The sequence below is a fragment of the Streptosporangiales bacterium genome, assembly GCA_009379955.1.
In the GTDB taxonomy this organism is placed as follows: domain Bacteria; phylum Actinomycetota; class Actinomycetes; order Streptosporangiales; family WHST01; genus WHST01.
On the sequence record WHST01000161.1, the window covers coordinates 1 to 12,867 of the forward strand.

Here is a 12,867-nt window from a genome sequence, read left to right on the forward strand (position 1 = left end):
GCACACCAACCGACACACCGGCAACCACGCCCACCGCAAAGCCCGACTCACCCACCAACTCACCACCCTCGGCTACACCGTCACCCTCACCCAGGCAGCCACCTGACAGCCATTTTCGAATGAACGTGATCAACGGGGCGGTGACCTGGGGCCGGTGGGAGCGCCACCCGTACGATGGGCGCATGGTCAGGGCAGGGCGGGCTGCGCGGGCGAGGCTTGCCGTGCCGCTGCTCTTCCTGCTGCTGCTCGCGGGCGTGCTCGTCGCGCACGGCCTGGGTCCGCTCGTGCGGCATGCGGAGTCGGTCGCTCACCCGCACGTCGCGACGGTCCACGACGTGCGGGAGCCCGTCGGTGGGATCGCCGCGCCGCCGTGCCGCCATCCCGGTGACGACGGGGGACAGGACGCCGGGCACGGTGACCCGAGCTGCGTCGCTCCCGGCGCGGGCGCGGGGCCGACGTTGCCCGCCGTGCTCCCGATCGCCGCCGACCCCGCGGCCTCCGCGTCGGCCCGGCACGGGGTGGACCAGACCACCGCCGCCGAACGCGGCCCGCCGTCCCTCGCCGAGCTGCAGCGCCTCCGGTTATAGCCGACCGCCGCGCGCGGCCGGGCATGCCCGGCCGCCCGTCCGGCATCTCCACGGTCAGCTGTTTCCCCAGATCGTCGCGAGAGCGATGGAGGCTTGCATGTCGTCGAGAAAGCAGAGCAAGGCGGAGAACCGGCGAGCACGGCTGGAGGCCGAGCTCGCCGCGAAGCGGCGCAGGACGAAGAACCTGCGCCTGTCCCTGGGGATGGTCGGCGCCGTCGTGCTCGTCGTCGCCACGGTCCTGGGTGTCAACGTGTTCACCTCCGGCGGTGATCAGCCCACCAAGGCAGCCGCCGACTCCACGCTCGTCCGCGCGGACAGCCATCGGCTGCAGACGGCGAAGGACGGCAAGGTGACCCTGGTGGAGTTCCTCGACTTCGAGTGCGAGTCGTGCCGGGCCCACTATCCAGTGGTGGAACGGCTGCGCAAGGAGTACGCGGGCGAGATCACCGTCGTCGCGCGGTACTTCCCGATCCCGTCGCACTTCAACGCGCAGCGGGCGGCACGGGCCGTCGAGTCGGCCGCACAGCAGGGCGAGTACGAGGCGATGTACGAGAAGATGTTCGAGACCCAGACGCAGTGGGGCGAGAAGCGGGTGCCGGCCGACGCCACCTTCCGCGGGTTCGCCGAGGATCTGGGCCTCGACATGGAGAAATACGACAAGGCGTACGACGACCCGGCGACGCTGAAGCGGATCCAGCAGGACGTCACCGACGGAGAGAAGCTGGGCGTGCAGGCTACGCCGACCTTCTTCCTCGACGGCGAACGCCTGGAGGCCGGGTCGTACGAGGACTTCAAGGGAGCGATCGATGCCGCACTCGAGCAGTGAGGTGACGACGGCCGAGGCCCCGGAGGCCACCGGGACGGACGCGGACGTCGAGGTCGCGGAGGAACGGTTCCCGCGCCTGGTCCCGTGGCTGCTGGTCGTCGGCGGCGCGCTGGGCTTGGTGGCGGCGTTCGTCCTCACGGTCGAGAAGATCGCGCTGCTGAAGGATCCCGACTACGTCCCGAGCTGCAGCATCAACCCGATCCTGTCCTGTGGCTCGGTGATGAGCACGCCGCAGGCCGAGGCGTTCGGCTTCCCCAACTCGCTGATCGGTGTCGCGGCCTTCGCCGTCGTGGTGACCGTCGGGGTCGCGCGGCTCGCCGGGGCGAGCCTGCCCCGCTGGTTCTGGCTCGGGATGCAGCTCGGCACCGCGTTCGGCGTCGTCTTCGTGCACTGGCTGATCGTGCAGAGCCTGTACCGGATCGGCGCCCTGTGCCCGTACTGCATGGTCGTGTGGGCCGTGACCGTGCCGATCTTCTGGTACGTCACCGTGCACAACCTCGAACGCAGGCACCTGCCGGTTCCTCGGGGCGTACGGCGGGTGGTGACGGCGGTCGTGGACTACCACAGCGTCCCGGTGATCGCCTGGTTCTTCGTCATCGCCGGCCTGATCGTCGTCCGCTTCTGGTCGTTCTGGGTCACCCTGTTGTGAGGGCGGGCAGCGGAGCCGGCTCCGGAGACGAGCACCGGTGGCGGTGGGATCCCTCGCTGTACGCGGGAAGCGCCGGCTACTACGCCCTCGGCCGGATGGCCTACCCTGCCGCGGTCGCCGACGCGCTGGTCGCCGCGCTCGGGTTGGACGGCTCCGGCCGGTTGCTCGACGTCGGCTGCGGACCAGGGTCCTTGACCCTGCTGCTCGCGCCGTACTTCACGGAGGCCATCGGCGTCGACGCCGACGCCGACATGCTCCACGAGGCCGCCCGGCTGGCGGAGCGGCAGCGGGTTCGCGACATCAGCTGGCGCCACCTGCGCGCCGAGGACCTGCCGGCCGACCTCTCGCCTGTGCACGTGGCGACCTTCGCCCAGTCCTTCCACTGGATGGACCGGTCCCGGGTAGCCGCCACCGTCCGCCGGATGCTCTTACCCGACGGGGCGCTGGTGCACGTGCACGCCATGACGCATCAGGGCATCGACCCCGAGACGGAGCTGCCGCATCCTCGGCCACCCCGCGGGGCCGTCGACCGGCTGGTGCAGCACTACCTTGGGCAGCAGCGGCGGGCGGGACAGGGCGTGCTGCCGTCCGGGACCCCGGGGGAGGAGGACGCGGTGTACCTGGCGGCCGGATTCACCGGGCCACAGCGACTCGAGGTGCCCGGTCGGACTGTCGAGCGGACGACCGAGGAGATCGTCGCCTCGGTGTACTCGCTGTCGGGCTCGGCGCCGCACCTGTTCGGCGACCGCCTCGACTCCTTCGACGCGCAGTTGCGGGAGGTGCTCGCCGTGGCGAGCGCAGACGGCCGGTTCAGCGAGCAGATGCGGCCGATCGCCCTGGACATCTGGCGTTAGGTCGTGAGCCCTGCGCCGGAGATCAACGTCAGCGGCGCCGGAGGCGCGTCACCAGCGCGCCGAGCAGCAGGTCCAGCTGGAGGACGCGGCGGAACCGCCACAGGCCCGCCGCATACGCCAGCAGCCCGACGGCGGCGGCGACGATCGTCACGGTGAGGTCGTCGCCGGCGAGCAGGAGCGCGAGGAGTGGGAGCGCGCCGAAGCAGCCGGCGGCGAGCGCCGCGGCGGTGAACGTCGCCCGGGTGAACGGGTGCAGGCCGTACGCCCGCCAGATCTGGGTGAGCGGCACGACGTTGTTGACGACGATCGCGACGGCCCAGGCGACGGCCGCGCCGAGGATGCCGTACGCCGGGATGAGGACGACGTTGAGGCCGACGTTGACGGCGAGGGCGATCGCGACGTTCGCGAGGTTCCAGCTCGTGCGTCCCGCCATCGTGAGCATCACGTCGACCATGCCGCAGCCGGTGGCGACGAGCATGGAGAACGCGAGCAGCACCATGACCCCGCGGCCGGCGTCGTAGCCGCCGCCGAACAGCAGGAGAATCTCGGGCGAGAACACCGCGGCGAGCAGGTAGAGGGGCCAGGCCATCGCGACGAGCCAGGCGGTCGAGGACCGGTAGACCTCGTTGGTGCGCACCCGGTCGTCGACCGCGAGCAGCCCGGCGATCTGCGGCTGCACGGCCATCGCGATCGCCTGGTTGGCGAGCTGCCCGACGACGAGGAACCGGGTCGCCGCCGCGTAGATCGCGGCGTCGACGGGGCCGCGCAGGGCGCCGACCAGGATGATGTCGAGGCGCTGCAGCGCCACCTGGGCGATACCGGCGAACGCGCGCGGCAGGGCGTACGCCCAGTACTCCCTGCGCAGCGCGCGTGCCGGACGCGGAGCGGTGCCGGTGTCACCGCGGCGGCGCCGGTACAGCAGGACAGCCCACCACAGCGAGACCGCCACGGTCGGCACGTACGGCGCCGCCCACGCGCCGCCGAGCAGCTGGCCGCCGGCGGCGGCGAACCCCGCGACGAGCGGGATCTGCACCAGCGGCCGGCCCATCTTCTCGACGAGCGTGGTCGGGCGCATCGTGCCGAGCCCGCGCGAGACGGCCTGGAAGAGGTCGGCGGCGACGGCGAACGGGAGGAACACCGCCACCTGACGCAGGTACGACGTCGCGAGGCCCTCGTGGCCGGGCGCCAGCAGCCCGGCGAGAACGGGCGCGGTGACGACGAGGGCGACGCCGACCGCGACCGACAGCACCGTGGTCGGGCGGATGGCGATGCGGGTGTACGCGGCGGCCTCGGGGAGCGCGTCGAGCGACCGTGACCGGGAGACGAAGTAGACCAGGCCGGTGCCCGAACCGAGCCGCCCGACCATCGCCAGCAGGGCGAAGAGCGCGGTCACCGAGAAGAAGACCCCGGCGGTCGCCTGCGGGACGGAACGGGTGACGACGACCGTCAGCGCCACACCGGCGAGCGACGCGACGCCGGCACCGACCAGGTTGAGGGTGCCGCCACGGGCGACTGCCGCGAGGTGGGACCGGTCGTCTCGCTCTGGTCGACTCACCGTCGCCAACTCGGAGCCCGTCCGAGCCAGGTCGCGAGCCGCTCGTCGTACGGCGCGAAGTACGCGTCGAGCCGCCGCCGCGTGGCGTCGTCGAGGTCGGTGCGTGGGCGCGCGTTGTGCTGGTCGTGCCGCACGCCGGGGAACGGCGGCAGGCCGAGGAACGCGACGACGTCGGCGTACACGCCCGCGGGGTCGGTGAAGAAGTCGCCGCAGTCGACGACGTGCATGCGCTCCCTGCCGAGCAGTGCCTCGAACCGTTCGAGCTGCTCGACGTAGCGGCCGCGGGCGACGTAGGCGTTGTGCTGGTGGGCGTGGCTGACGTAGCCGGGATCGGCGCGGATGCGGTCGACCTCGCCGGCGAGGCGCTCGTCCTCCAGCGCGAGCGCACGGTCGAGGTCCTCGGTCTCGAAGCCGCGCGCCCGCTCGTGGGTGTAGGCGGAGTACGCCCGCTCCGCGGGGTCGCGCAGCATGACCACGACGCGCACGCCGTCGAGGTCGCGCGCGATGCGCTCGGGGGCGAGCGGATGGAACAGGTAGTAAGGGCTCGACTCGCACGCGACGACGGGCATGCCGGATCGCCGGCTCAGCCGGCGTGCGGTCGAGCGCAACGGGAAGTGGCCCTGGTACCAGTTGTCGCCGCGGGTGTAGTTGACGTCGAAGTAGTGCACGCCCTTCTTGTGCGAGGCGCCGACGATCGACGGGTGCTGCTTGAGGGTGCGGTGCAACGACGTGGTGCCGCAGCGCTGGGCGCCGACGACGAGGAACGAGGGGCGGATCCTCGCGCCGCTGGTGAGCCGCCCCGCGGTGCGGACGACGGAGCGCAGCGGTCGCCGCACGGCGACCGGCAGGTCACTCACGAACTGCGGCACCGAGGTCCCCTATCGCGTCGAGCATGGCCGGCAGCACGGTGGCCATCGCGCCGACCTCGTCCTGCCTGTCGTGAACGTACCTGGCGGCGATGTCGACGAGGTACAGGGCCGCGCAGGTGGTCGCCTCGCGCAGGTCGAGCCCGACCGAGCCGAGCGCGGCGGACGTGCGCCGCGGCAGCTGCCGGACGAGCGCTCCCACGTCGGCACCGGGAGCGAGCAGGTGCTGCTGGACGTGGTGGTGCACCAGGTCGAAGCCGAGGGGGACGCCGGTCTCGTACCGCTCCCAGTCCCAGACGAGCACGGTGTCGCGCAACGTCGCCATGTTCCACGGCGTGAGGTCGCCGTGCCAGGCGGCGAACGGCAGCGGTGCCGTGCCGTGGGCGTCGAGGATGCCGTCGACCGCGGTCGCGAGCCGGTGCCCCGCGCCGGCCGGCAGCATGCCGAGACGATCGCGGAGCCGCTGGACGTACGCGCTCCACGCGGGTACCGCGAGCTCGATGCCGGCGGTCGCGGCGATCTCGGCGGCGACGACGGCGAGCCGGCCGGGGTCGAGCGTCGCCCGGCGCTCGTGCACGGGCAGCGCGGAGAGCGTCAGCACCTCGAGCCCGTGCCAGGTGCGCAGGTCGAGCACGTCAGGGACGGTGAAGGAGCGGCGTGGCTCGCGTCCGACCATCCGCACGGCCTGCGCCTCGTTGGTGACGAGGGTGCGCGTGAAGTCGTCGACGCCGACCTTGGTGAACGCGACGAGTACGCCGTCCTCGGTGAGCACCTGCAGCAGCGGCTTGCGGTTGGCACGCGGCCGCGTGACGTAGAGGCCGACGGCGACCGGGCGGCCCACGACGCCGGCGAGGAGGGTCTCGATGCTGTCGAACGTGTCGTTCGCGCCGGCCGGCGCCGCGACGGTGACCCGGTCGCGCAGCAGCAGCTCCGCCGCGCCCGACGCGAGCGCGAGCGACATCGCGCGGGCACGCATCCTGCGTACCGGCGACCAGGGCTCCGCGTAGCGGTGGGCGACCGCGGCCGCCGCGCGCCTGGCCCGCAACGGCAGCAGCAGCCGAGCGTGCGCGAGATCGGGGAGCGCGAGGAACTCGCTCACGACCCTGCTGCCCGCGGCGTGCGACCCGTTCGCACCTGCACGGCCCGTCGTCACCGCGCCGGGTGACGGCCAGAGCAGGCGCGCGGTCTCGGCGAGGAATTCGGTGCGGCTGGCGGGGCGAGCGCTCATGTGAGGCGCTCCGAGGCGTTGCGCCACAGCAGGCCGATGGCGACGAACGCGAGGGTGAGCGGCATGCCGATCGCGCCGTAGAACGGCAGGTAGACGAACGACAGCACGATCACCGTCGCCGCCGCGACACCGACGGCCGAGTAGTCGTGGCGATGTCGCCAGAGGACGTACGCGAAGAACCCGACGTACAACGCGGCGCCGACGAACCCGTGCGCGAACATCAGCAGCCAGATCTGGCCCGCGCCGCCGGTCGAGGAGTTGCCGCAGCGTGGGCAGTCGGCGCTCTTGCCGATTGCGATCGACTGCCGGCTGCCGGCCATGTTGCGCGTGCTGCCGTACCCGATCACCGGCGAGCTCGCCGCGCCCTCGACTGCCAGCATGTCCTGAGCGGCGCGGCCGGCGTTGCTGTGCGGGTTGTTGATCCGCTCGACGATGACCTTCTGCAACGGCGTCGCCATGACGATGGCGGCCACGACGACGATCGCGGCGAGCACGCTGGCGAGCACCCTGCCGTGTCCCCTGATCGCCATGCGCACGCCGACGTACAGCACGGCGACGACGAGGCCGATCCACACGCCGCGGTTGAGCGAGTACACGATCGGCACGGCGGCGACGGCGATCACGACGGCGGCGGCGACCTTGCGACGCGTGCCCCCCCAGGCCCACCACCACACGATCAGCCAGACCAACAGCGTGGAGATCACACTGCCCCAGCCGTTGGTGTACGGGAACGGCGCCGCGGGACGGCCGGCTGAGTGGCCGAGGATCGTCATGTTCTGCGCCATCTGCGGGTGGACGAGCTGCTGGACGTAGTCGGTGTGGCGCAGGGCGTCCGGCAGCACCAGCTCGAGCGGCGAGGTGAACCCGCCCTGCGGCCAGGCGAGGGCGAGGCAGCCGAGCGCGGTCACCTCGAGGAAGAAGACGCCGAGCACCGCGATGACGCGCCGCCTGGGCAGCTCGCGTTCGGAGAGGTTGCCGACGTACAGCAGGACGACGGTCACCGCGAGGTAGCTGAAGAACCTGGAGGCGGCGGAGAGCGCCCGCGTCGCCACGTCGCCGGCGAGGGTGCCCGGCGCGGCGACGTCGAGCGTGGTCGCGCTCACGGCCACCCAGAGCAGGAAGAGCAGCCAGATGCCGAAGCCCTTCGGCACGCGGAGGGGACGGCGGCGCCAGAGCGTGTAGACCATCGGGAGGGTGAGCGCGGGCAGCGCGAACGAGCCGAGCCCGAGTGCCCACCACACGGGGAAGAGCACGAACATCGCGTACAGCGGCCAGCCCGACGGCAGCGGGAGGTATCGCGTCCTGCCGATCGCGCGGGCCCGGCTCGGCGTGCGTTCACGGGTGACTGTTGCGGTCGTCACGAGGTCGTCACCGTGGTCCCCGGGGGGATCAGGAGCACCCAGGTGGAGCCCGGCTGCAGGCCGAGCGGCGCGGCGGTCGAGTCGGAGTAGTTGGTCTGCCGTTCGCGGCCGGGACGCGACCAGGTGCACGAGGCGGTCTGCCCGCGAGACAGCGCGACGCAGCTGCCACGCCCGACGGCCAGCGCGCTCTCCACCGACCCGACGTGCTTGTTGACCACCGTCTTGTACGGCGTGCGCTGCACGATCAGGTTGGCGACGCTCACCTCGACGCCGTCGCCGCCCGTGCGCCGCCAGCGCGAGCCCGCGGTGTCGTACGTCCACACCTGGTCGCGCTGGCCGGGCACGGCGACCCGCACGCGGGACGCCCGCTCCGTCTCCTCGGCGAGCGGGTCGCCGGGGTCGGCGAAGCCGAGAACACCAGGCGGCGGGCCGACGTCGCCGTCGACCACGCGGAGGACCCGGGTCGTCGACGTCTCGGTCGAGGAGCCGGAGCCGCGGAACGCCGACGGCCGGTCGGCGGCGCTGACCGCGGCGATGCCTGCGCTGGTGACCTGGGAGACGAAGCCCGTCGGCCCGCCGGCGTAGGCGTACGCGGCGCGGAGGACCGGCAGCAGCTTCACGTCGACGGGACGGGTCATGTCGACGGGGCCGACCCGGCGGGCGTCCTTCGACTGGAACACGGCGACGAGGTGGCGCGAGCGGGTGCCGTCGTACTCCTCGTACACGAGGTCGGCGGCCGAGAGCCCGCGCGGCGCGGCGTGTCCCGCGCGGTCGGCGACCGCGACCGCCACCGCGGGACGCTCGGCGACGTCGGCGTCGACGGCCAGGCCGGTCAGCGGGGCCACGGGCCCGTCCGGCTCTGCGCTCGCGGTCGCGGACGGAGACGCGCTCGCCGACGACCACAGGGGTGTCGCGGGAGTTTCCCGTTCACCGCCGCCCGCGGCGGCGCACCCGCTCGCGAGCACCGCGACCGCGGCCACCGCGGTGACGCCGGCGAGGCGGCGACGCGTCCGCGTTCGCGTCCGCGTTCGCACTAGCCGTCCCGCTTGGTGTCCCGCGGGCCGACGGTGGCGTGCTCGGTGTGGGGCAGGACGGTGTCGGGTGCGGGCGCCGGGTCGGGGAGCGGCGGCAGGCCCACCTCGGGGACGGGCGCGGTGGCGGCGTCGTCGTCGGCGGCCTCGTCGGGCGGGACGGCCGCGGGCGCCTCGTACGTCTCGGTCGCGCCCGGCCTGCTCGCCGGGCGTACCGCGCGCTGCAGCTCCGCCCCCATCGGCGGCCGCAGCGGGGTGTGCCAGCCGAGCCCCTTCGGGTGGCGCGGCAGGACGACGATGCCGAGGGTGGCGCATCCGACCCGTTCGAGCTGGTTGACCGCGTCGATGGCGTCCTCGCGCCTGGTGAGGAGCCGCTGGACGGCGACCACCGCGACATCGCTGAACTGGGCCCACGCCTGCGCGTCGGCGCTGATCGTCGTGGCGGGCGTCTCGAGGACGACGTAGTCGAACTGGTCGCGCAGCGTGGTGGCGATCGCCCTGAGGTCGTCGGTGTGCAGGGTGTCGCCGAGCTCGTCGCTGCGGTGTCCCGGGGTGAGCACGTGGATGAGCTCGTTGGCCGGGGCCCGCTGGAGCGCGTAGGCGACGTCGCGTTCGCCGAGCAGGATCTCGCTGAGGCCGCGTCCGGTCGGCACGCCGAGCATCTCCGCGCCCCTGGCGGTCGTGAGGTCGGCACAGACGTGGACGACCCGCTTGCCCGACCTGGCCAGCGCCGCGGTCAGGTTGGCGGCGACCACGTGCGCGCCTGGCCCGGCCGACGCGGCGGTGACGAGCACCACCTTGGGGTGGCGGCCGCGGACGCCCGTGACGGCGTGCTGCAGCTGCCTGATCTCCTGGGCGCCACCGCTCTGCGACGGCAGCAGGTGCGACCAGGTGGACGTACGGGACGGGAGCTCGACCTCGGCGAGCACCGGCAGGTCGAGCAGCTTCGTCACGTCGCTCGCCCGCCTGATGCTGTGGTCGCCGCGGTCGCGCAGCGCGGCGAGCACGAGACCGGCGAGCAGGCCGAGCATCGCGCCGCTGACGAGGAACAGCACCGGCACGGGCTGGCTGGGCGTCGTCGGCGGCACGGCGTCGGTGATGATCCGGCCGGGGTTCACCTCGATGTCCTCGAGCGGCGCGAGCTCGGCGTTGAGCGCGGAGAGCTGGCTGGTGAGGACGTTCTGCTCCGCGCTCGCGAGCTGCCGGTCGGTCGAGTTCAGCGGCAGCTCGGCGATCCGGCCGGTGACCTTCTTCAGCTGCTTCTCGAGGTCCTTGACCTGCTTGTCCAGCGTGCTCGCGAGGTCCTCGGCGGCGTTCTCGGCCGTGGCCTTGCGGTTGGCGAGGTACGACTCGGCGAAGTAGTGCGCGCCCCTCGCCGCGTCGTCGGGCGTGTCGGCGTCGTAGGAGATGGTGAGCACCGACGAGTTCGGCGGGACCGACACCGACACCCGGTCGGCGAGCGTGCGGGCGCTCTCACCCGACTTCATCAGCTTCTTCGCGCCCTCGGCGACGGCCGCGGAGGTGACGAGCTGCGACTCGGTGTCGAGGTTGATCGCGTCGTTGGTGCGTCCGCCCGCGATGTTGCCCGACTGGCCGGGCAGGTCGACGGGTGAGACGAGGACGTTGACGGACGAGGTGTACGTCGGCGGGACGACCTGCATCGCGACGAGGCCCACGACGAGGCCGACGAGCAGGCCGACGACGACGATCCACCAGCGGCGCCTGACGAGTGTGCCGTAGTCGGCCAGGTGGAGTGTCGCCGTGTCCTCGGTCGTACTCATGCTGGTGGCAATCCCCGGCTCGTTGTCTGCAACCTGTCGAACGTACGGCGCGACGCGGTCGTGGCGCCCGGACATCGGCCGGAAAGCCGGCGAAGCGACACTCAGACGTCATGCCTGGTCACGGTACGTGTGGGTAGGTCCGGTCGATCGATCCTTCCGGCGGCCGGGTGGTTGTCTTGGGCGGTCCGTGCCGGTGGAAGGGGACTCGTGGAGGAGACGTCGCGGGAGCCGCCGGTCCCGGCACGCTCCGCCTCGCTCGGTCGGCGCATCGTCGGCGAGCACCAGCTCGTCTTCGTCGGCGGACTCCACCGCAGTGGCACGTCGCTGCTCGCGAGCACCCTCGCGCGGCATCCCGCGGCGTCGGGCCTGTCCGGCACCGACGCGAAGGAGGACGAGGGGCAGCACCTGCAGGACGTCCTGCCGCCCGCGCGTGCGTACGGCGGTGCGGGTCGCTTCGCCCTCGACCCGCGCGCCCACCTCACCGAGACCTCGCCGCTGGCCACCGCGGTGAACGCCGAGCGGCTCATCGCCTCGTGGGCGCCGTATTGGGACCTCGACCGGTGGGTGCTGGTGGAGAAGTCCCCGCCCACGATCGTCCGCACGCGGCTGCTGCAGGCGCTCGTGCCGTCCGCCCGGTTCGTCCTCGTCGTGCGGCACCCGGTCGTGTCGGCGCTGTCGACCCGCAAGTGGCGTCGCGGCGTGCCGTTCGGGCGCCTGCTGGAGAACTGGTTCGCTGCCCACGAGATCCTGCTGGCCGACCTGCCGCACCTGACGTCGGCGCAGGTGGTGAAGTACGAGCACCTCGTCGCCGACCCGGTGGGCGTCCTCACCCGTGTCGGGGCGGGCCTCGGCCTGTCCGGCCCGATCCCGGCCGACGCCGTACGCGCCGACCGGAGCTCGGCGTACGAGCAGGAGTGGCGGGCCCGGTCGGCGAGCCGCGTGCCGTGGCGAGCGGCGGCGTACCGGCGGACGGTGGCGCGCCACGAGTCGCATGCGCGGCGGTTCGGCTACAGCATGACCGACCTCGCGGTGGCCGAGCCGTTCCCCGCGCACGTCCAGGAGGAGGAGCGGCGGTGACGGCGCCGCGGTTCTGCTACCAGGTGCACACGCACACGCAGCCGGCGCAGGTCGAGCGCCTCGTCCGCCGCCTCGTCGAGGCGGGCACCGGCGCGGTGGTCCTCGTCAGCCACGACGTGCGGGCGGAGCCGCTGCCCGTCCGTGCGCTCGAACGCCTCGGCGACGTGCACGTGCTCGGCGCCCGCGGCGGCTACGGTGACCTCAGCCACGTCGACCGGTGGATCGACGCGACGCGCTGGCTCGACGCCCACGACGTGGCGTACGACTGGATGGTCACGCTCTCCGGCCAGGACTACCCGGTGCGCCCCGTGGCCGAGGGCGAGCGGGAGGTGGCGGGCGCGGCGTACGACGGCTACCTCGAGCACTTCCCCGCGTTCTCCGCGCTGAGCAAATGGCCGCCGCACCTGGCCCGCAACCGCTACCTCTACCGGCACCGCAGGCTGCCGGCTCTCCCCGCGCCGGTGCGTGCGCTGCTGCGTCCGGCGCGCGCCGTCAACGCCGTGCAGCCGTTCGTCCGCGTGAACGCGATGTACGGCTCCGTCGGCGTGCGCACGCCGACCCCGCTCGGACCCGGGTTCGCCCTCTGGGGCGGGTCGTTCTTCACCACACTGAACCGGCGGTGCGTCGAGTACGTGCGAGAGTTCTACGAGTCGCGGCCCGCGGTGATGCGCTGGTTCCGCGGCGTCCTCGCGCCCGAGGAGGTCTTCTTCCAGACCGTGCTCCTGGCCGCCGACCGTTTCCGCCTCTCCGGCGACCCGTTGCGCTACTTCGACTTCGCCCACGGCGACGGCGCCCATCCCCGTCCCCTCGACCTCGCCGACGTCCCGGCCCTGCTGGCCAGCGGCGCCCACTGGGCCCGCAAGTTCGACCAGTCCCGCTCCGCGCAGGCCCTGGCCGCCCTCGACGCGACCCTCTAGTGTGTCCCGTCGTTAATTCGTAGGTTAAGTCGGTATGGTGGTGGCATGCCGAGAACTGGGCGTCCGAAGGCGGAGTTGGTGTTGACCGGTGCCGAGCGGGAGCAACTGATCGGCTGGTCTCGGCGGGCGAAGTCC

The 12,867-nt window shown here is 72.8% G+C and carries 11 protein-coding genes and 1 pseudogene; 6 read left to right on the forward strand and 6 right to left on the reverse strand.

Features of this window, described 5'->3' with window-relative positions; all coding sequences use genetic code 11:
• The 4 genes from GEV10_29640 to GEV10_29655 all read left to right on the forward strand — a co-directional run.
• Positions 1–587: hypothetical protein (locus tag GEV10_29640; GenBank protein ID MQA82575.1), on the forward strand; the 587-nt coding region annotated here is incomplete at its 5' end.
• Between the two features lie 202 nt (positions 588–789).
• Positions 790–1,413 carry a thioredoxin domain-containing protein gene (locus GEV10_29645; protein MQA82576.1) on the forward strand — a complete coding sequence of 208 codons (624 nt, stop codon included), beginning with the start codon at positions 790–792 and terminating at the stop codon, positions 1,411–1,413.
• On the forward strand, positions 1,394–2,062 hold the full coding sequence (locus GEV10_29650; protein MQA82577.1) for a Vitamin K epoxide reductase: 669 nt from the start codon (positions 1,394–1,396) through the stop codon (positions 2,060–2,062). The genes GEV10_29645 and GEV10_29650 overlap by 20 nt, the downstream gene beginning before the upstream one ends.
• A gap of 95 nt (positions 2,063–2,157) precedes the next feature.
• Complete coding sequence (locus GEV10_29655) at positions 2,158–2,916, forward strand: methyltransferase domain-containing protein (protein MQA82578.1); 759 nt, start codon at positions 2,158–2,160, stop codon at positions 2,914–2,916.
• 28 nt (positions 2,917–2,944) lie between these two features.
• On the opposite strand, the gene GEV10_29660 is transcribed toward GEV10_29655, so the two are convergent.
• Genes GEV10_29660 through GEV10_29685 form a run of 6 tightly spaced genes read right to left on the reverse strand, consistent with a single transcriptional unit; the run spans position 2,945 to position 10,813 of the window.
• Positions 2,945–5,026 (reverse strand): oligosaccharide flippase family protein, encoded by a 2,082-nt coding sequence (locus GEV10_29660; protein ID MQA82579.1) that lies wholly within the window; start codon positions 5,024–5,026, stop codon positions 2,945–2,947.
• Positions 4,468–5,307 (reverse strand): sulfotransferase, encoded by an 840-nt coding sequence (locus tag GEV10_29665; GenBank protein ID MQA82580.1) that lies wholly within the window; start codon positions 5,305–5,307, stop codon positions 4,468–4,470. Before GEV10_29665 ends, GEV10_29660 begins: the two co-directional genes overlap by 559 nt.
• Before the next feature lie 13 nt (positions 5,308–5,320).
• Positions 5,321–6,565: a hypothetical protein gene (locus GEV10_29670; GenBank protein MQA82581.1), complete on the reverse strand. Its 1,245-nt coding sequence runs from the start codon at positions 6,563–6,565 to the stop codon at positions 5,321–5,323.
• The gene (locus GEV10_29675; protein MQA82582.1) at positions 6,562–7,926 is read right to left on the reverse strand and encodes a hypothetical protein; all 1,365 of its coding nucleotides are present in this window, start codon (positions 7,924–7,926) and stop codon (positions 6,562–6,564) included. Before GEV10_29675 ends, GEV10_29670 begins: the two co-directional genes overlap by 4 nt.
• Complete coding sequence (locus GEV10_29680; protein ID MQA82583.1) at positions 7,923–9,272, reverse strand: DUF3048 domain-containing protein; 1,350 nt, start codon at positions 9,270–9,272, stop codon at positions 7,923–7,925. The genes GEV10_29675 and GEV10_29680 overlap by 4 nt, the downstream gene beginning before the upstream one ends.
• Entirely contained in the window at positions 8,960–10,813 is a 1,854-nt protein-coding gene (locus tag GEV10_29685; GenBank protein ID MQA82584.1) for a lipopolysaccharide biosynthesis protein, read from the reverse strand. The genes GEV10_29680 and GEV10_29685 overlap by 313 nt, the downstream gene beginning before the upstream one ends.
• Between GEV10_29685 and GEV10_29690 the strand changes: the two genes are divergently transcribed.
• Positions 10,613–11,815 (forward strand): hypothetical protein, encoded by a 1,203-nt coding sequence (locus tag GEV10_29690; protein MQA82585.1) that lies wholly within the window; start codon positions 10,613–10,615, stop codon positions 11,813–11,815. The genes GEV10_29685 and GEV10_29690 overlap by 201 nt on opposite strands.
• Positions 11,816–11,858: 43 nt before the next feature.
• Positions 11,859–12,014: pseudogene (locus tag GEV10_29695) on the forward strand (PE family protein).
• Positions 12,015–12,867 lie beyond the last annotated feature (853 nt).